Genomic DNA, 19,125 nt, shown 5'->3' with positions numbered 1-19,125 from the left:
CCCTACATCCCAGCTCCACTGGCCGAACTGCCCCGCTCCCTCAGCAGCCACAGCTCGGACCACAGCGATCTGAGCGAATTCGACGGAATGGACGTCGTCGTGCTCGGAGCTGGGCAGTCCGCGTTGGAGACAGCGGCATTGCTGGCGGAGAACGGTGCACGCCCCCGTTTGGTGGCCCGCACCAGGAACCTGGTGTGGAACGGCCCGCCCTTGTCGCCGGACCGGCCGCTCTGGAGGCGGATGCGAGAACCGGAAGCCGGCTTGGGCTCCGGGTTGTCCACCTGGTTCTACTCAGAACGTCCGAACTGGTTCCGACACCTCCCGGAGAGGGTGCGAGTGCATCGAGCGCGCACCGCCTTGGGGCCGGCTGGAGCCTGGTGGCTGAGGGAACGGGTGGAAGGGCGGTTGCCCGTGCACGTCGGGCGTCAGCTCGACTGGGTCAAGCCGGTGGGTGACCAGGTGCGCTTGGGATTGCGGGTGGCCGGCAGCGATGTTCAGGAGATCACCGCCGATCACGTCATCAGCGCCACCGGATTCCCGCCTTCCCTGAAGAAGTTGCCGATCATCCCGCAGGAGCTCAGGCAACAGCTGAGCACGGTGGGCGGAACGCCCAAGGTCGACAAGTACTTCGAGTCATCCGTGCCTGGCTTGTTCTTCACCGGTCCGCTGGTGGCTCCCTCGCACGGGCCGGTGATGCGCTTCGTTTACGGAGCGGATTACGCGGCACGTCGGATGAGCCGGCGGCTCGCCGACTCCACTGCCAAAGCAGCAGGAGTTTCACCATGAGCGTCACCGAAGCCTCCCGCGCGCACGTGCGGCTGGAATCCGGATCCGACTGCTTGACCGGCCCGGTCAGCAGCCCTCGGTCGGTGCTGAACGCTTCGCCCTCCACGGTGCTGCTGCTCACCGACCTGGTGGTCGTTTCAGCCCTGGCATTGGCTTTGGTCGGCAAGTGGTGGTTGGCGGTCGCTTACACCGCCGCGAGCCTGGCCGTGCTCAGCGGCCAGCAACTGCACCGGGTCCGGCTCTGCATGCGGGTGGCCGACCAGGTCCCCCAGCTGTTGATCGCTGCTGCGGCGCCGGCGGCGCTGCTGGTGGTTTCAACACCCGGCGTGGCCCTGGGGCTCGCCGCAGCAACGGGGGGCGGGCTGATCGTCGGCCGCTGGGGCTACTACCGGGTGCTCGGAATGCTGTACCGGCGGGGGCTGCGGACCGAGCCGACGCTCCTGGTGGGTAGTTCGGAGGAAACCGCCGAGCTGGCGGAAGTCCTGCGCCAGCGACCGGAGTACGGGATGCGACCGCAGCGGACAGCAGCAGCGCAGTGGTTGCCGGAAATCGTTTACCAGCGCGGGATCAACCGCGTGATCCTGTGCTCGGAGAGCGCCGAGCTGGTCACCGCGGTGCGGGCGCTCCGCTCTTCCCGGACTGAGATCTGGGTGCTGCCCAGGCTCGCGGAGCTGGGGATGGCCGTGCCTTCCGGGAACATCGACGAGCTGTGGGGGACACCGCTCATCCCGTTGCGCAACACCAGCTCGCTCGGCAAGCGTGCGGTCAAACGCCTGGTCGACGTGGTGCTGTCCTTGCTGCTGCTCGTGGCGCTGACCCCGGTGCTGCTCGGGATCGGCTTGGCGGTGGGGGTGAACAACCGGGGGAAGGTGCTGTACCGGCAGGTGCGGGTGACGCTGACGGGGCGGCACTCCCGCGTCGTCAAGTTCCGCACCGTCACCCGGAGTTGCGACCAGTTGTGGACCGTGCCCCCAGGGCACTGCACGCTGCTGGGCAAGTGGTTGCGCCAGACGCACCTGGATGAACTTCCGCAACTGCTCAACGTGGTTCGCGGAGACATGTCACTGGTCGGGCCCCGGCCAGAGCGACCCCAGTACGCCATCCGGTTCGCGCAGGAGATACCGCACTACAGCGACCGGCACCGGATGCGGGGTGGGATGACCGGCTGGGCCCAGGTCAACGGTCTGCACGGGGACACCTCGATACCGGACCGCGCGCGGTTCGACAACCAGTACATCGAGTACTGGTCACTGTGGTGGGACATCGTGATCATCCTGCGGACCATTGGCGTGGTCGCCAGAGCCATGTGCAGCTCGACATCGGGGAAGCACCAACCCGCTGCGTCCTTCGGAGAAGCGCAGCGGCGTGCTGAACACATTCCTACGGGGGAACAGTGAAAGTACTGCACATCATCACCGGACTCGGAGTGGGGGGCGCTGAGCTCCAACTCCGGTCGATCCTGCAGCACACGCAGCACGAGGCCGAGGTCCTCTGCCTGTACAACCCCGGCGATGTGGCGGAGATGATCCGCGCCGACGGGACTCCGGTGCAGAACCTGGGAATGACCTCCAACACCCAGGTGCCGGCTTTGTGGCGGCTGTGGAAGTTGATCCGGGACGGGGGTTACGACGTGGTGCACACGCACCTGTACCGGGCCTGCATCTACGGGAAAACAGCCGCCTGGCTGGCCGGTACCCCGGTCGTGGTGGCCACCGAGCACTCCATCGGGGAAACCCACTTGGAAAGACGCCGCATGACCCAAGGGGTCCGGGCCCTCTACCTGGCCACCGACAAGTTCTGCGACGAGACGATCGCGGTGTCCGACGCGGTGGCCACCCGCCTGATCAACTGGGGAATGCCGGCTCGGAAGATCTCGGTCATCCCCAACGGAGTCGATTTCCAGCGGGTGGCTTTCGACCCGGTGCAACGAGCGAAGGTGCGCGCCGAACACGGCATCGACGACAGCACCTTCGTCATCGGGGTGCTCGGCCGGCTCGACGCCAACAAGCGGTTCGACTTGGTGATCGAAGCTGCCGCCCCGCTGCTGGGGGAGAAGGCGAAACTGCTCGTCGTCGGCGGTGGTGCGGAATTGGAGAACCTGCGGGCGGCAGCTGGACGCAACCAGGTTTCCCAACACGTCGTCTTCGCCGGTGAGCGGCACGACGTCGCCGCTGTGCTGTCCGCGTTCGACCTGTTCGTGGCGGCTTCGGCCCAGGAGACGTTCGGGCTGTCGGTGCTGGAGGCGCTGGCCAACGGACTGCCGGTGCTCTACACCACCTGCCCTGCCCTGGACGGAGTGCCGACGGAGCGGGCCACGCGGGTCCCCGGGGAGGTGGGCGGCATGCGGGCGGCGATGGCCGCCGAGATCGAATTCCCCCGGGTCCGAGCGGAAGAAGCCGAAGTGCGGCGCCGGTACGGAATCGAATCGGTGACCGAACGGATCGATGAGCTGTACCTGCGGCTGCACCAGCGTCGCAGCGGACTGGCGCCAGTGGGGAGGCCGTGATGCGAGTGCTGGTCACCGGGGCCGCCGGATTCATCGGCTCCCATCTCGTGGATCGCCTGCTCAGCTCGGGACACCAGGTCATCGGCCTGGACGACTTGAGCACCGGCAGGCCGGAAAACCTCCCCGCGCCGCAGCGGGACGAGCTCAGGCTCGTCCAGGGCAGCATCCTGGACAGCGAACTGGTCGACCAACTGGTGGCGGGCACGGATGTGGTCTTCCACCTCGCCGCTGCCGTGGGTGCTTTCGTCATCCAGCAGCGCACCAGGCAGAGCTTGATGACCAATGTGCACGGAACGGAGAACGTGCTGGAGTCCGCTCTGCGGCACAACGCTCGATTGCTCGTGGCCTCCACCAGCGAGATCTACGGCAAGAACACCAAGATCGGTTTGCGGGAGGACGACGACCGGGTGATCGGGTCACCGCTGAAGTCGCGCTGGACGTACGCGGAGGCCAAAGCGGTGGACGAGAGCTTGACCCGGGCTTACGTCGAGGAACTCGGCTTGTCAGCGGTGATCGTCCGGCTGTTCAACACGGTGGGGCCGCGTCAAACCGGTAGGTACGGAATGGTCATTCCGCGCTTGGTGGCGCAAGCGTTGCAGAACCGGCCGTTGACGATCTTCGGGACCGGCAAGCAGATCAGGTGTTTCTGCCATGTTGCCGATGTGGTTCCAGCTCTGATCCAACTGGTGAACATGCCAGAGGCCAATGGGTTGGCCGTCAACCTGGGTAGTTCCGAACAAGTGTCCATAGAAGAACTCGCCGACCGGATCATCAGCATGACCGGTTCCAGCAGTGAAAAGGTCTACGTTTCCTACGAAGAGGCGTACGGGCCCGGATACGAGGACATGCAGCGGCGAGTTCCGGATTGCACGCTGGCCCGGGAATTGATCGGGTTCCAGCCGAAGAGGACGTTGGACGACATTATCCAGTCGGTGATCGACGAGCAGGTGCAGAAGATCTGAGCGGAGGGTCCGACGATCATGCGGCAGAAGGTGTCCAGCTGGCTGCGGCGTTCGCGACGAGGTGGCGCAGCAGGGGATAGCTCGCTGCGCCGGCTGCACGAAAGATTCGGTGGCTCGCTGTGGCTGCTGAGCATCGTGATCACGGTCTTGGCCGTCATGGTCGTCATGATCGTCGTGCCGCGGGCCACCGGGCCGGCTTCGCCGTCGAGCACGCTGGTGGTGGCCTCGCTGCCGTTCTGGAACATCGCCAACGGGTCGGAAACGGCTCTGCGCCACCGCGACACCGTCAACGAGGTGTCCCCGTGGATGTACGGGTTGTCCGCGGACAGCAAGATCGTCCACCAGTACCCCCCGGAGCGGGAAGCCGAAGTGACCACCCACATCAACCAGCTCCGCCAGGCGGGGGTGCCGATCGTTCCCTCGCTGGCGAACATCACCGACGGTCTGTGGCAGTACGAACCGGTGGCCAGGATCTTGCACGACCCGCAGTTGATGGAGCAGCACATCGACGAAATCGTCGACCTGGTCAACCGGGAGAACTACGCCGGGATAGACATCGACTACGAGAACCTCAAAGCGGGGGATCGCCAGGCGTTCACCGAGTTCATCACCAAGCTGGGGAAAGAGCTGGACGCGCACGACAAGATCCTCTCCGTGGCGGTGTTCGCGAAGGAGACCGACGAGGGCTACGACGAGCGCAACGTGGCCCAGGACTACGCGGCCCTGGGGAAGGTGGCCGATCAGGTCCGGTTGATGGCCTACGACCGGCACTGGGCCACCTCACCTCCTGGTCCGACCGCGCCGATCGACTGGGTGCGCAGCGTGGTCGAGTACGCCAAGAGCGAGATCCCGCCGGAGCGGGTAGTGCTCGGTGTGCCGCTCTACGGCTACGACTGGGTGGGCAATCGGGCCACTTCGGTCACCTGGTTGAAAGCCCTGCAGCTGGCCGAGGAGCACAACGTCCGCCCGAACTACGACACCAAGAGCCAAACCCCGTGGTTCCGGTACACCGACGACCAAGGTCGAGAGCACGAGGTGTGGTTCGAGAACTCGGCGAGTTCCAAGGCCAAGTTCGAAGTGGCCCGCGGATCCGGGATCCGCGGTGTGTACCTGTGGATGTACGGGTATGAGGACACGAAGACCTGGGAAGAACTCAAGCGAAGCCTGCCGGCCGGCAGCTAGCGGATCCCGCCGGCACGGGACGTGCGGAGAATCCGGAGTTCGGGGGGGTGGTGGGATGCTCCCGTGGTGGCTGCTGGCCATAGCGGTGTTCGGCACGAATTTCGCGCTGTGGGGCACGATCGGCTTGCTGCGCGCGGTGCACACCGCGCTGTGCCGCCCGGTGGAGCGGCGGAAGGACGTCCCTGCCGTGCGGACGGTCGAGGTGGGGAGGAAGCCCAACCGGGTGCGCGTCGAACGCCCCACCCAGTTGACCGTCGCCGATGTCGCGGTGCTGATACCCGCCCACAACGAGGAATCGGTGATCGTGGAGAGCATCAAGGCGATCACCGCGCTGGTTCCCCTCCGCAACGTGCACGTCGTCTCCGACGGCTCCACGGACCGGACCATAGAGCTGGCCAGGAAGTGCGGTGTGCACGTCATCTCCACTTCGGCGAACGTCGGCAAAGCCGGCGCCCTGCAAGAAGCGTTCCGCCGGTTCCGGATCGTGGAGCGCTTCAAAGCGGTGATGCTGCTGGACGCGGACACGCAGGTCGATCCGCAGTACTTCCAAGCAGCACTGCCGTTCTTCTCCGATCCCGAAGTCGTGGCCCTGGCCGGATGCGTGCAGAACAGGTGGGAGCACCAGGGGCTGGGCTGGTTCGGAAAACTGGTGGCCCTGCACCGGGCCCGGATCTACCTCACGACCCAATTCCTGCTCAAGTACGGGCAGACCTGGCGCCACTGCAACGCCACCCACATCGTCCCCGGGTTCGCCAGCATCTACCGCACCGACGTGCTGCCGCTGATCGACGTCAACCCTCCCGGGCTGGTCATCGAAGACTTCAACATGACGTTCGAGGTCTACCAGAAGCGCCTCGGCAAGGTCGCTTTCACCCCGCGCGCGGTGGCCAGAACGCAGGATCCGGGGACGTTCAAGGACTACGTCCGGCAATGCCGGCGCTGGGCGCTGGGGCTGTGGCAGACGGTGCGCCGGCACCCGCCGCGGTTGAACTTGTTCAGCGCGATGCTGGGACTGCTCATCCTCGAACTGCTGTCCAGCAGCATCATGCTCCTCCTGCTGCCGCTGGTGGTGCTCGTGCTGTTCCTCCCCGAACTGTTCGGGGAAGTGCTGGCCATCGCACCGGTGGCCGGTGCCTACGGCTTCGTCAGCGCTTACGTGAACACCGAGTCGCTGCTCTACGGCGTCGTCCTGCCCGATCTGGGAATGACGTGCGTGGTGGCGCTCGTCCTCCGGCAGCCCCGCTACTTGATCTTCGGCTGGTTCTTCCTGCTGATGCGAGTGCTGGACGCCGCGATCGGGTTGGCGGCACTACCGGCGGCGTACTTGTCCCACTCGACCGGCCGGTGGCGCAGTCCGAGCCGCCGGGCGACCGGGCCCGCGGCAGCGGGCGCTGTTGAACCGACTGGAACGGCCGGGCCGTTCTCCCCCGAGCAGGGCGCTGGTCGAGAACCCGTCGGCAGAACCAACGGCCTTCCGATCGCGGACGGTGCGCACATGTCGACCGGTTCTCCCCAGGAGCAAGGGAGGCCAGGATGAGCCGCAACGGGCACGTCGAACCGGTGAACATGGTGCGGCTGCTGATGATCGACGATCAGCTCATGCTGGCCGAGGCGCTGAGCTCCCGGCTGGGGATGGTCCCGGACCTGTGGGTGGTCGGCAGGTGCACCACCGCGGACCCCCGGTTGCTGGACGTGGTCGGCCGCACCCGCCCCGACGTCATCACGCTCGACGTGGAGCCGGTGTCAGACACCGAGGACCTGGTCGACAAGCTGAAGGAAGCCCGCCCCACCGCCGAAGTCGTGGTGCTGTCCGGAGTGCTCGACGTCCGCAAGGCGGTGCAAGCGGCCCGCGCCGGTGCCTTGTCGTGGGTTTCGAAGGGGAGCGGGATCGAGGAGCTCATCGCGGTGCTGCGCGGTGCCGCCCAAGGGCACAGCTGGTTCCCGCCCGAACTGCTCGGGCCGGTGCTCCGGGAACTCCGGGAAACGGCTTCCGGAGGAACCCACCGGGAGGGGCCGCTGAGCGTGCTCAGCGAACGCGAGCGGGACGTCCTGCGGGGGATGGTGGCGGGCAAGCGCTGCGCCCAAATAGCCGAGGAATTGCTGATCTCCACCGAGACCGTCCGCACCCACACCCGGAGCATCCTGGCCAAGCTCCAGGTGCACAGCCAGCTGGAGGCGGTGAGCGTGGCCTGCGCCGCCGGTCTGTCGCCCCGCGGTCGAACGTCGGTTCGGAAGGACGGTTGACGGTGACCGCGGAACAGCTGCGAATAGCCACGGTGATCACTCGACTGGAAGGTGGCGCGGGGGTGCTGGCGCTGCGCGGGTTGTTGGCGCTGGACCCGCACCGCTACCGCAGCACGATCATCACCGGCCGGGGCGGTGAACTGCTCGTCGCCGCGCGGCGAGCCGGCATCGAGACGATCCTGGAACCCGCCTTGCGCGTCCCCATCCGCCCACCGGTGGACCTCATCGCGCTGCAGCGGTTGACCCGGCTCTTCCGGCAACGGAGGTTCGACGTGGTGCACACGCACTGCGCCAAGGCCGGCGCTGTCGGGAGACTGGCGGCACACCGGGCTGGCACGTCCCGCATCGTGCACACCTACCACGGATTTCCGTTCCACCAATTCCAGTCACCGCTGCGTCGACAGCTGTACGTGCGGATCGAGCGAGCGCTGGGCGCGTTGACCGATCTCGCACTGTGCGTCGGCAGCGGAGTGGCGGCCGAAGCGATCCGCAGAGGACTGATCAGCCCCGATCGCGTCCGCACCACCGGGGTGGCGGTGCCCGAGGACGTGCCGGTGGCCGACGCGCACCACCGGGCGCGGGCCCGGCAGCGGCTCGGGCTGCCGGCGCACGCCGTGGTGGTGGGCGCGGTCGGGCGGTTGACCTACCAGAAAGCGCCGGAGGACTTCCTGGCCGCGCTCGACCGGCTCGCCCGCCCGGACGTGCTCGGGGTGTGGATCGGGGACGGGGAACTGGGCGCTTCGCTGCGGAACGGCGGCGGCCGGGTGCGGTTCGTCGGCGAACGCGACGACGTCGCCGCCCTGCTGCCGGCCTTCGACGTCTTCGTGCAACCCAGCCGGTACGAGGGACTGCCCCTGGCGGTCGTGGAAGCCATGCGCTGCGGGGTGCCGGTGGTGGCCACCGCGGTCAACGCGGTCCCCGATGTCGTCGTACCGGGGGAGACCGGCCTGCTGGTGGCACCGCAGCGGCCGGATCAGCTGGCCGCTGCGGTGTCCTACCTGATCGACCATCCCGAAGAGGCAACCCGAATGGCCGCGGAAGCGAGGGAATGGGTAGCAGGACGGCATCGCGAGCAGGACCTCGCGGCAGCCCTCGTCACGGCTTACGGGGCAGAAGCGGGCACCGGCCACGGGATCGAGCGGCGTCGGTGCGGTTGAGCAGCGGCGAATTCCCGTTCAGGCGGCGGAATTCGCCGAATAGGGGCCAATTTGGTGGGTAGCGGAATGCGCGTGCCCGCGGACGGCTGCAGGGTACGAGCAGCACTACAACACATGGGGGAGTCGGTCGTGGACGCAGGACGGTCTCCGGCAGCGGCAAGCGGAGCCGCCCGCGTTCCCGACCGGTTGTGCCAGTCCGCACGGGCACTGGCGCTTCCAGGGGGCGAGGAAGCATGGTGGAACTTGTCATCGCCGACGACCACCGGGTGTTCGCCGAGGCGCTCCGGTCGGTGCTGCCCGAACGGGGGTTCGAGGTGGCCGGCGTCGCGGCCGACGCGGCGGAAGCGGTCCGGCTCGCGCAGCGCTGCCAGCCCGACATCTGCTTGCTCGACCGCTGCCTGGTGGCCGACTCGGAGACCATCGGCGACATCCGCAGAGCCGCTCGCCGCAGCCGGGTCGTCGTGCTGTCCCCGGACACCGACACCCGGTCGATGCGGGCGGTGCTGGCTCGGGGAGCCCACGGCTACGTCAGCAAGATGTGCGGACTCGAAGTGCTGCTCACCGCCCTCAGCGGAGTGATGGACGGTGAAGTGGTGGTGGAACTGGCGGACAACGGATCGCCGCCCTCGGAGCGGGGCGATGACGTGCTGCGGCTGGCCGAGCAGCTCACCGCCCGTGAACGGCAGTGCCTGAGCTTGCTGGTGGAAGGGGAGCACACCACTTCGATGGCCAAGCAGCTCGGAGTGGCCGAGACCACGGTGCGCACCCACGTGCAGTCGATCCTGACCAAGCTGGGGGTCCACTCCCGACTGCAGGCGGCTTCCCTGGCCATGCGCTACGACCTGCTCCGGGACACCAGGGCGGACACCGCTGGGGCGCGGTGACCGCTGCTCACAGGACGGCTTCGATCAGCTGCGGGCCGGGTTCCGAGTGCGCCTCCTGCAGCGCGTTCAGCAGTTCCTCCCCGGTGGTGGCCCGGGCCGCCGGGACGCCGAAGCCGCGGGCGAGATCGGTCCAGCCGATCTCCGGGTGGTCCAGCGTGGTCAGTTGGCGGGCGCTCGGGCGATCGCTCCCATCGGACAGCTCGGTCTGCAGAATCCGGTACGCGGAGTTGGCCAGCACCACGGTGACCACGTTCAGGCCTTCTCGGGCCTGCGTCCACAGCGCTTGGACGGTGTAGCAGGCGCTGCCGTCGGCCTCGAAGGTGATCACCGGCCGGTCCGGGCAGGCGAGCGCTGCTCCGGTGGCCAGCGGTAGGCCCATGCCGATGGCACCACCGGTGTTGGTGAGTTCGGTGTGCGGTGGTGCCGACTCGGCCGCGACCGAGTACGCGTTGGCCGCGGACACCCCTTCGTTGACGACGATCGCTTGTTCCGGTTGGGTCGCCGTGATCGCCGCGGCAACGGCCTCGGGCGACAGCTCCCCCCGGGGCTTAGCGGGTTCGGCGCGTTCCGGTTCCGGGACTTCCGCCGGGGCGCTGACGGCCTCGGCGAGCTGCTGCAACGCCTGCTCGGCGTCCTGCTCCGGGGTGGCCAGCTGGTGGACCTTCATGTCCGCGGGGATCGGGTGGCTGGGCATGCCCCGGTAGCCGAAGAAGGCGACCGGGGTGCGGGTGCCGACCAGCACCAGGTGCTGGAAGCGGCTCAGCAGCTCGAGCACCTCACCCGGGAAGTAGGGGAGTCGGCGGGCTATCGGGATGCCCGGCCCGCGTTCCTGCCGGGTCGGTGACTGCTCGGCGATGAGCTCCCCGTTGGTCTTGGCCGCGATCCGGGCGGCCGCGCGCAGTCCAGCCCCGGTGAGGGCGTTGCCGCCGAGCAGGAAGGCGATCCGCCCCCGGGTGCTGGAGAGGAACTCCGCGAGCTCGGTGATCTGCTCGTGGGGCGTTTCCGGCCGGGAGGCGGCCGCGGGGACTTCAGCGGGCTCCCCGCCCTGGCTCCACAGGTGGTCCGCGGCGGTGATCAGCGTGGCGGGCAGCCGCTGCTGCACGGCGGCCTGCCAGGCCAGGACGAACTCCTCGGCGGTGTTCTCCGGCCCGGTGGTGCGCCCGACCCAACCGGACACCGGGCGGGCCAGCGACTCGATGTCGCTGGACAGCGGTGGGTCGGCGACCTGGTGCCAGCTGGCTTGGTCCCCGACCACGTTGACCACCGGGGAGTGCGCGCGCCGGGCGTTGTGCAGGTTGGCGATCCCGTTGGCCAAGCCCGGCCCCAAGTGCAGGAGGGTCATCGCGGGCCGACCGAGCATCCGGGCGTACCCGTCCGCGGCGCCGGTCACCACGCCTTCGTGCAAGGCGAGCACCGGTCGGACACCGGGGGCGTCGTCGAACGCCTCCACCAGGGGCATCTCCGTGGTCCCCGGGTTGGCGAAGCAGACTTCCACGCCGGCGGCCCGCGCGGTGGCGAAGAGACTTTCCGAACCTTTCACCGCTACTCCCCGCGAGGTAGGTGTGGCGACCGGCTGGACCGGCGAGCTAGCTCCCACCGCTGCTTCTCGGGGTATGCGGCAATCCCCGGAACAGCAGCCCGGTAGGGTCTAGCGGTGCGGAACGAGCCGACCTCGTCTTTAGAGACAAGGAACGAGTGGTGTTACGGATACACAAGACGACCTTCACCCGGCAGTGCCGCTGGGTGCCTGCGGCTTTAGTCACAACTGCACTGGTAGCGGGATGCGCGGCCGTTCCGCCGGAGACCGGCGAGACACGCGAGCCGCAGGCCGGGGTGAGCGTCGCCGACCAGCAGCAGCAGATGCCGGTGATCCGCACCGAGCACGTCTACTCCGAATACCGGCAGACCGAGGTGCAGCTCTACGTCGCCTACCCGACCGGGGTCAGTGACCTGCAGAACCTGCCCATGGTCCTCTACCTGCACGGCAGGGACGGGGTCGACCCCACGCCGATTCCGTACGACACCCTGCAAGCCCTGGAAACCGAATACCACAACGGAACGATACCGGCATTCGGGTTCGTGGTCGTCGACGGCGGTTACAACCCCTGGTGGCACGACGCTTCGGCCAACGGCCAGCTGTCGAGCATGCTGCACGAAGAACTCCCCCGGTGGCTGCAGGAGCGCGGGCTCGGGGACGAGAACGGGCTGCCCTTCGCCGTTGCCGGGATCTCCACCGGCGGGTTCGGGGCGCTGAACTACGCCGCGGACCGCAACCTCGCCGGCAATCCGGTCAGCGTGGCCGCCGAACTGGCCCCCGCGCTCCCGGTCACGTGGGAGCACATGCAGGAGAAGAACGTCTTCGCCGACGAACAGGAGTGGGCCCAGTACGACCCCCTGCGCCGGTTGGAGGACCTCGGCGACACCCCGGTGGGGGTGTGGATCGGTGACGCCGACCCGTACCTGCCCGGCAGCCAGCAGCTGGTCGCCGACTACCCCAACACGCCGGTGGTGAGCGTGCTACCGGGCGGGCACGAGGCGGCGGTCTTCGAAGCCGTCGGCTCGGAGATGGTGCAGTTCCTGGCGCAGGGCATCGACCAGGTGAGCTGATCGGCTCACGCCGGGTGGGCCACCAGGTGCTCCAGCAGCAGCCGCGTCAACGCCTCCGGCGCCTCTTCGGGAATCCAGTGCGAGACGTCCTCGAGCACCTCGAAGCGGTAGTCGCCGGTCACGTGCTCGGCGGTGGCCAGCGCCGCGGTGGAACCGACCGCGACGTCTTCGGTGCTCCACACGTACAACGTGGGCACCTTCACCGGACCTGTTCGGACCCGGGTGGAGCGCATGGCCCGGTACCAGTTCAACGCCGCGGTCAGCGCTCCCGGCTCCGACAGCCGCCGGACGTACTCGGTGACGTGCTCGGCGGGCACCTTGTTGTCGTAGATGCCGCGCAGCTTGCGGGCGTCGTCGGCCAGCAGGATGCGTTCGGCCCCGGAAGAGCGGAACGTGCGCATGTAGGCCGATCGCATCCGCTGGTCTTCGTCCTGCCGCACTGCGTCCTGGAACGGGTCGGGGTGCGGGATGGAAACCGCGGTGAGGGTGCGGACCCGCTCCGGGTGTGCCGCGGCGGTGTTCCAGGCGACGGCGGCTCCCCAGTCGTGCCCCACCAGGTCGAACTCGTGCCACCCCAGTGAGTCGGCGATGTCCAGCACATCGCCGACCAGGGCCTCCATCCGGTAGTCCGCGACCTGCTCCGGTCGCACGCCCGGTGAGTAACCGCGCTGATCGGGGGCCACTGCCCGGCACCGGGCGTTGCCGAGGACTTCCAGCTGGGCGCTCCACTGCAGACCGGATTCCGGGAAGCCGTGCAGCAGCATGACTTCCCGGCCGTCCTGCGGGCCTGCCGCGAGCGCGTCGAAACAACCTGCTTCCGTGGATATCTGGATGTGTTCGGCCACCGGAGCACTCTATCCGCCCGACCGCAGCGTTCAAGCCGCCGAACCGGTCAGCGGAGCCGCAGCCCCCACCGGCCCCGATGGGTGCCGCCGGGCTCGATGACGGCCAACCCGTCCCCGGTGACGAAGGCGTTGGGAGCGCACGTCATGGGTTCGACGGTGATGCCGGCTCGCGGTGGGCGATCCGCCTCCGGGGAGTCGTCGGTGTAGACCTGCAGGTAGCCGTGCGCCCGGTCCACCCACAGTTCGATCGCTCGGCCGTCCGCTCGGTGGAACCGGGTCACCGCTGTGCCGTCGGGCTGCCGGCGCAGCGCGGTGAAAGCGGTGTCCATTTCGGTGCTTCCGATGCGGCGGGCGGTGCGGAAGTCGTACTCGGTCCCGGCCACGTGCCGCTTGTCGATGGGCAGCAGCCGGTCATCGGTCACGTAGTAGGCTTCGGCCGGCAGCTCCAGCACCATGTCGTCGATGCGTCCCGTCCCGGCAGCGATGTAGGTGTGGTTGGCCGTTCCGTAGGGAGCCGGCTCGGTGCCGATGTTCCGGGCGGTCAGCGTGGTCGTCACGCCCTGCTCGTCCACCGCGTAGGTGATGCGGAAGGACAGGTGGAACGGATAGCCGTAGGACGGCGGCAGGACGTGCTCCAGCTCGACCCGGTCCGGGAGGTGGCGCACCAGGTCCCACTCGACGAAGTTCATCAGGCCGTGCAGCGCGGTGTTGCGCTCCGGTTCGTTCACCGGGACTTGCAGCTTCCGGCCGCCGAACTCGTACTGCCCACCATCGATCCGGTTCGGCCACGGCAGGATGGTCTTGCCCTGGTAGCCCTCCCCGACCTCGTCGGCGGAGTGGGTCAGCAGCAGTTCTTCTCCCTCGACCCGCCACGACAGCAAGGTCGCGGCCACCCCGGCGATGACGACCTGGTGCGCTCCGCGGCGGATCCGGTACGTCCGCCCGTTGGCGGTCAACCGGCCGTGCTGCGGTTGTGCTTGGGCGCTGCCCGCCAGGGCCGCCGCAGCGGTCACCCCTGCGGCGGCACCGAGCGCAGCGCGTCTGCTGAAGGCTTTCGAAGGCTCGGACATGGTGCTGCTCCAATGAGGTCGGTGCTGGTGGTCCGCGAAGCGGTCAGCCGGCGGTGCCGGCGGCGATCACCGCGAGATTGCGCTCCCGGACCGTGGCCAAATCCGGTTTGAGAACCCGCCGGTCGTAGGTGAAGAAACCGTTGACCTCGTTCTCGACGTCGGTGATCTGGGTGTAGACGGCCGCGGACAGACCGTTCGCGAGCACCACTTCTTCCAGCTCGCGGCTCACCTCGCTGTACCTGCGGGTCAGCTCCTCCCGGGAAGTGGTCATCTCGTACGCTTGCGGTTCGCCCGGCCACAGGTGCCCTTCTTCGACCAACCCGAGCCCGCCGTACTCGCCGTCCACTATGGCCCGGTCATCGGTTGCTCCGGGGTGTCCTGGCCCGACGTAGGTGTGGTCGTCGTAGATGTCGCCGGCGCCGCTGTCCGGCAGTGAGTAGCAGCAGTTGACACCGCTGTTGGCGTTGACCAGCCTGGTCGGGTCCTGCTGTTTGACCAGGGCGGCGATCTCAGCCGTGTCGAACTCGCCCCATCCTTCGTTGAACGGCACCCACACCACGAGCGAGGTGACGTTGCGGAGCTGATCGACCAGCTCCAGCAGTTCCTCGCGGAAGTTGGCCTGCGACTCCTGGTCCGGGGGCGGGGTCTGCTCCGGCGGGACGGCCAAGTCCACCGGGAGCGAGGGCATGTCCTGCCAGACCAGCAGGCCGATCCGATCCGCCCAGTAGTACCAGCGGGCGGGTTCGACCTTGACGTGCTTGCGGATCATGTTGAAGCCGAGTTCCTTGGTCCGCTCCAAGTCGAAGCGCAACGCCTCGTCCGTGGGAGCGGTGTAGATGCCGTCCGGCCAGTAGCCCTGGTCCAGTGGTCCGTGCTGGAAGACGATCTCGCCGTTCAAGGTGATCCGCGGTCGCCCTTCTGCGTCGTGCACCAGGCCGACCGACCGCATGCCGGCGTAGCTGCCGACTTCGTCGACCACCTCTCCGTCGGCGTCGAGCAGCCGGACGGTGAAGTCGTAGAGGTACGGGTCGTCCGGGCTCCACAGGTGCGGATCGGCGATCGGGAGCCGCAGTTCGTCGTGCACCGGGGCGCTGGCGCGGGCGACTTCCCGCCCCTCCCGGTCGCGCACGACGGCTTCCAAGCGTTCGTCTGGAGTTGCCGTGGTGCCGGCGCTGAGGGTGAAGCTGCTGGTGTCGAGGTCCGGGGTGATGTCGAGATCGGTGATGTGCGAGGCGGGGACCGGCTCCAACCACACGGTTTGCCAAACACCGGAGGCACCGGTGTAGAGGATCCCGCCCGGCGAGGTGCGTTGTTTGCCCACCGGGTGAGGGGCTTGTTCGTTCCGGTCCTGGGCGTAGATCTCGATCTGCTGCTGGTCGCCGGGTGCGAGGGCATCGGTGATGTCGGCGCTGAACGCGGTGTACCCGCCCTCGTGCACCGCCACGCGCTGGCCGTTGACCAGCACCTCCGCTCGTTGGTCCACGGCTCCCAGGTGCAGCAGCACCCGCTGGTCGCGCCAGTCCGGTGGGATGGTGAAGGTTCGCCGGTAGAGCATGTGGTCGTCGTGCCGTTGGATGCCGGAGAGCGCGGATTCCGGTGGGAACGGGACCAGGATCTGTTCGCTGGTCTCGGTGGGGCGGCTGCTCCCGCCCGCGTAGTCCCACAACCCGTTGAGGTTCATCCAGCGGTCTCTGGTCAGCTGCGGGCGCGGGTATTCGGGCAGCGCGTTCTCGGGGGTCACCTGATGCGTCCACGGGGTGGTCAGCGGGGGCTCTGCGGGACGCCAACCTGCTGCGTCCGCTGGTGCAGCGGACATCCCGGCAGCGCTGGCGAGGAGTGCGGTGATCAGCAAGAAGCGCAGTGGGGTGAAGCGAAGCGGCACGATCGCCTCCCGGCCTCGAATGTCGAATTGTGAAAGAAAATCACCATCGTCGAACAACAATCGACCACGAACGCACAGGAAGTCAACGTGGTTGAACGGCGCCCCGCAAATCGGAGCAATACTTCTGGTTCCAGACGGCCGAACCGGCTAGGTTGTGGGGCCACAATCAGCCGGCAATGGCACCGACTGCCAGGAGGTGTGTGGTGACCGCAGAGACCGCACTGAGCCCGGGCGAGGAGTTCCGGCGAGCGCGCGACTTCCTGCTCCAGCACCGCGAGGACTACCAGACCGCCCGCGCCGAATTCCGCTGGCCGCAATTAACGGAGTTCAATTGGGCCCTCGACTGGTTCGACACGATCTCCCAGCGCAGGGACAGCACTGCACTGTGGATCGTGAACGAGGACGGGAGCGAGCAGAAGTTCTCGTTCGGAGACTTGACCAGGCGTTCGAATCAAGTGGCGAACTGGCTGCGCGGTCTTGGCGCCAGCCGGGGTGACCGGTTGCTGCTCATGCTCGGCAATCAAGCGGAGCTGTGGGAGACCATCCTGGCAGCGATGAAGCTCGGAGTGGTGATCATTCCGGAAGCTCCACTGCTGAACGCGGAGGATCTGCGCGACCGCATCGAGCGCGGCAGGGTCCGTCACGTGGTCGTTTCCACGGAGAACAGCAAGAAATTCGCCGAAGTTCCCGGAAATTACACCAAGATCGCAGTCGGTGATCCGGTGAGCGGCTGGTTGTCCTATGCAGACAGTTATGAATCCGGAACTGATTTCCAGCCGGATGGGGCCACCAAGGCGACTGATCCGCTGTTGCTCTACTTCACCTCAGGTACGACGGCGAAACCGAAGTTGGTGGAGCACACCCACGTTTCCTACCCAGTTGGCCATCTGTCCACGATGTACTGGATTGGGTTGGAGCCTGGTGACGTCCATCTGAACATCTCTTCGCCGGGGTGGGCGAAGCACGCCTGGAGCAACTTCTTCGCTCCGTGGAACGCCGAGGCGACGGTGTTCATCTACAATTACGAGCGCTTCGACGCGCAGCGGTTGCTGGTGCAGATGGAGCGGTGCGGGATCACCAGCTTCTGCGCTCCGCCGACGGTCTGGCGAATGCTGATCCAGGCGGACCTGCGCGCGCTCAGCTCGCCGCCCACGAAGGTGGTGGGAGCTGGTGAGCCGCTCAACCCCGAGATCATCGAACAAGTGCGCCGCGCCTGGTCGGTGACGATCCGGGACGGGTTCGGGCAGACCGAAACCAGCGTTCAGATCGCCAACACGCCGGGGCAGCAGGTCAAGCCGGGGTCGATGGGACGGCCGCTGCCGGGATTCGAGGTGTCGCTGCTCGACCCGGTGACCGGTGAACCAGCGGACGAGGGGGAGATCTGCCTGTCGCTCGCGCCGCGCCCGGTGGGCCTGATGACCGGGTACGCCGATGACGAAGAGCGCACTGCGGAAGTCATGCGCGGTGGGCACTACCACACCGGTGATGTGGGAGCTCGCGATGCCGACGGCTACATCACCTACGTGGGTCGGACCGATGACGTCTTCAAGGCCTCGGACTACCGGATCTCACCATTCGAACTGGAGAGCGTGCTGCTGGAGCACGAAGCGGTAGCGGAGGCCGCGGTGGTTCCGGCCCCGGACCCGGTCCGGCTCGCGGTTCCCAAGGCCTACGTCGTGCTGGCCAACGGCTACGAATCCGACCGGGAGACCGCGCTGTCGATATTGCGCTTCGCCCGCGAGCACCTGGCCCCGTACAAGCGGATTCGCCGACTGGAATTCGCGGAACTTCCGAAAACGATTTCCGGAAAAATCCGCCGGGTCCAGTTGCGGGCTCGGGAGAACGAGCTGGACCAGGGGGGAAGATCGCCGGAAAACGAGTACCGGGAATCCGACTTCCCGGAGCTGAAGCGGTGATCCGGTCAGGGCGGGTGCGGTGCTCGTCCTGCTCGCGCGCCCGGTGCGAAAAGTCACCGCGGTGAATGGATCAAGACCGCAGAGCCGCCGCTGTGCACTTTCCCACAGCGGCGGCTCCGGTGAAGAACCTCACTTGTGCCCGAAAAGCTGGCCCCGGCCGAGGTGATGCCGTAACATCCGGGGCCCTTCCTTCGATGCAGCCGTTGGGAAGACCACGGCGAACGGGTCTTCTCTCTTGCTATTCCGTCAAGTTTAGGCCATTTCGCTGTTGCCACACCGGCCTCTTTTGTGGTAAATAATGCGCGCGAGTATACACAATATTTAGCGATTTTGCACTTGTCCCGTTGTTGTAGGAAAATCAAATATCCGGAATCCTCCCAGGTGAAAGCGGATTTATTCACCCAGGGTGACGACTCAAATCACGCTAACTTCCTATTCCGGTGATTAGTGTCACACATTTGCACGCTTGCCTTCGGATCTTCTTCGCCTAGGTTGGTTACCCGACGCACGGAATTGCGTCAGCGCCGGTCGGCAAAGAAGCTGACCGAGTGCGGGCCGGTGTTGAGTTAGCGGCCTTGAGTTTTCTCGGCTGCCGCTCCGGTCATGGTGTTGCCTTTTTTCACAGTGGCGACCCAGCACGGTCACGAGGACGACCTCGGGCACGGCAATTCGCAGGTGCTCGGATTAGCGGTGGCGCATGACCAACGTGAGTGGGTGGGAGTGAAGAATGGCCAAGAGCGTGAGCGATCTGACTTCTGGCGGCAGCGCCAGTTCCAAAACCTCCGAGCTGGTGCAGCGTGAGAAGCAGGTCTTCGGCGACAATCCGTTGGAAGTGCGCGAGTCGGATCATTACACGCACGAATACGTCGGGTCTTTCGTCGAAAAATGGGATGAGCTCATCGACTGGAAGAAACGAGCCGAAAGCGAAGGTTCGTTCTTTATCGATCAGCTGAAGGCCCGGGGCGTCAAGTCCGTGCTGGATGTGGCCACCGGTACCGGCTTCCACTCGGTCCGGCTGCTGGAAGGGCGTTCCGGTGGGCTACTGCTGGCTGGCCGCTTGCAGCAGCACCCGGTTCGGAATCAC

At 67.0% G+C, this 19,125-nt stretch carries 15 protein-coding genes and 1 pseudogene; 12 read left to right on the top strand and 4 right to left on the bottom strand.

The genetic code is table 11. The features are described from left to right. From SREC43747_RS22045 to SREC43747_RS0116370, 9 genes are all read left to right on the top strand, one after another. The coding region (locus SREC43747_RS22045; RefSeq protein WP_029722409.1) for a Rossmann-fold NAD(P)-binding domain-containing protein at positions 1 to 786 on the top strand (786 nt) is incomplete at its 5' end. Then, complete coding sequence (locus SREC43747_RS0116405; protein ID WP_051388098.1) at positions 783 to 2,183, top strand: sugar transferase; 1,401 nt, start codon at positions 783 to 785, stop codon at positions 2,181 to 2,183. The genes SREC43747_RS22045 and SREC43747_RS0116405, both read left to right, overlap by 4 nt. Further along, a complete protein-coding gene (locus SREC43747_RS0116400) occupies positions 2,180 to 3,292 on the top strand; it encodes a glycosyltransferase (RefSeq protein ID WP_029722407.1) in 1,113 nt (370 codons plus the stop codon). Before SREC43747_RS0116405 ends, SREC43747_RS0116400 begins: the two co-directional genes overlap by 4 nt. Continuing rightward, the gene (locus tag SREC43747_RS0116395; RefSeq protein WP_029722406.1) at positions 3,292 to 4,254 is read left to right on the top strand and encodes an NAD-dependent epimerase/dehydratase family protein; all 963 of its coding nucleotides are present in this window, start codon (positions 3,292 to 3,294) and stop codon (positions 4,252 to 4,254) included. Before SREC43747_RS0116400 ends, SREC43747_RS0116395 begins: the two co-directional genes overlap by 1 nt. An 18-nt stretch (positions 4,255 to 4,272) precedes the next feature. Then, positions 4,273 to 5,436: a glycosyl hydrolase family 18 protein gene (locus tag SREC43747_RS0116390; protein ID WP_029722405.1), complete on the top strand. Its 1,164-nt coding sequence runs from the start codon at positions 4,273 to 4,275 to the stop codon at positions 5,434 to 5,436. A 55-nt stretch (positions 5,437 to 5,491) separates the two neighbouring features. Beyond that, on the top strand, positions 5,492 to 6,973 hold the full coding sequence (locus SREC43747_RS0116385; RefSeq protein ID WP_081722646.1) for a glycosyltransferase family 2 protein: 1,482 nt from the start codon (positions 5,492 to 5,494) through the stop codon (positions 6,971 to 6,973). Continuing rightward, positions 6,970 to 7,680, top strand: coding sequence for a LuxR C-terminal-related transcriptional regulator (locus SREC43747_RS0116380; RefSeq protein ID WP_236623236.1), 711 nt, complete (start codon positions 6,970 to 6,972; stop codon positions 7,678 to 7,680). The genes SREC43747_RS0116385 and SREC43747_RS0116380 overlap by 4 nt, the downstream gene beginning before the upstream one ends. 2 nt (positions 7,681 to 7,682) lie before the next feature. Further along, positions 7,683 to 8,837 carry a glycosyltransferase family 4 protein gene (locus SREC43747_RS0116375; RefSeq protein ID WP_051388097.1) on the top strand — a complete coding sequence of 385 codons (1,155 nt, stop codon included), beginning with the start codon at positions 7,683 to 7,685 and terminating at the stop codon, positions 8,835 to 8,837. A gap of 233 nt (positions 8,838 to 9,070) precedes the next feature. Continuing rightward, positions 9,071 to 9,721: a response regulator transcription factor gene (locus SREC43747_RS0116370; RefSeq protein ID WP_029722400.1), complete on the top strand. Its 651-nt coding sequence runs from the start codon at positions 9,071 to 9,073 to the stop codon at positions 9,719 to 9,721. A 7-nt stretch (positions 9,722 to 9,728) separates the two neighbouring features. Here the strand turns inward: SREC43747_RS0116370 and SREC43747_RS0116365 are convergent, their stop codons facing one another. Continuing rightward, on the bottom strand, positions 9,729 to 11,261 hold the full coding sequence (locus SREC43747_RS0116365; protein WP_029722399.1) for an acetolactate synthase large subunit: 1,533 nt from the start codon (positions 11,259 to 11,261) through the stop codon (positions 9,729 to 9,731). Between the two features lie 293 nt (positions 11,262 to 11,554). On the opposite strand from SREC43747_RS0116365, the gene SREC43747_RS0116360 reads away from it, so the two are divergent. Then, entirely contained in the window at positions 11,555 to 12,328 is a 774-nt protein-coding gene (locus tag SREC43747_RS0116360) for an alpha/beta hydrolase (protein WP_236623235.1), read from the top strand. A gap of 5 nt (positions 12,329 to 12,333) precedes the next feature. On the opposite strand, the gene SREC43747_RS0116355 is transcribed toward SREC43747_RS0116360, so the two are convergent. The 3 genes from SREC43747_RS0116355 to SREC43747_RS0116345 are packed head-to-tail and all read right to left on the bottom strand — an operon-like array spanning position 12,334 to position 16,059. Then, a complete protein-coding gene (locus SREC43747_RS0116355; protein WP_029722397.1) occupies positions 12,334 to 13,173 on the bottom strand; it encodes an alpha/beta fold hydrolase in 840 nt (279 codons plus the stop codon). A 47-nt stretch (positions 13,174 to 13,220) separates the two neighbouring features. Continuing rightward, entirely contained in the window at positions 13,221 to 14,243 is a 1,023-nt protein-coding gene (locus tag SREC43747_RS0116350) for an aldose 1-epimerase family protein (RefSeq protein WP_029722396.1), read from the bottom strand. A gap of 43 nt (positions 14,244 to 14,286) precedes the next feature. Next, positions 14,287 to 16,059 (bottom strand): glycoside hydrolase family 2 protein, encoded by a 1,773-nt coding sequence (locus tag SREC43747_RS0116345; protein WP_081722647.1) that lies wholly within the window; start codon positions 16,057 to 16,059, stop codon positions 14,287 to 14,289. A 269-nt stretch (positions 16,060 to 16,328) separates the two neighbouring features. Between SREC43747_RS0116345 and SREC43747_RS0116340 the strand changes: the two genes are divergently transcribed. Then, complete coding sequence (locus tag SREC43747_RS0116340) at positions 16,329 to 18,041, top strand: AMP-binding protein (protein ID WP_051388096.1); 1,713 nt, start codon at positions 16,329 to 16,331, stop codon at positions 18,039 to 18,041. Positions 18,042 to 18,768: 727 nt separating this feature from the next. Next, a pseudogene (locus tag SREC43747_RS0116335) lies at positions 18,769 to 19,125 on the top strand (hypothetical protein); the annotation flags it as partial.

This window comes from Saccharopolyspora rectivirgula DSM 43747 (assembly GCF_000497205.1).
GTDB lineage: Bacteria > Actinomycetota > Actinomycetes > Mycobacteriales > Pseudonocardiaceae > Saccharopolyspora > Saccharopolyspora rectivirgula.
This window is presented reverse-complemented; position numbering and strand designations above follow the sequence as displayed.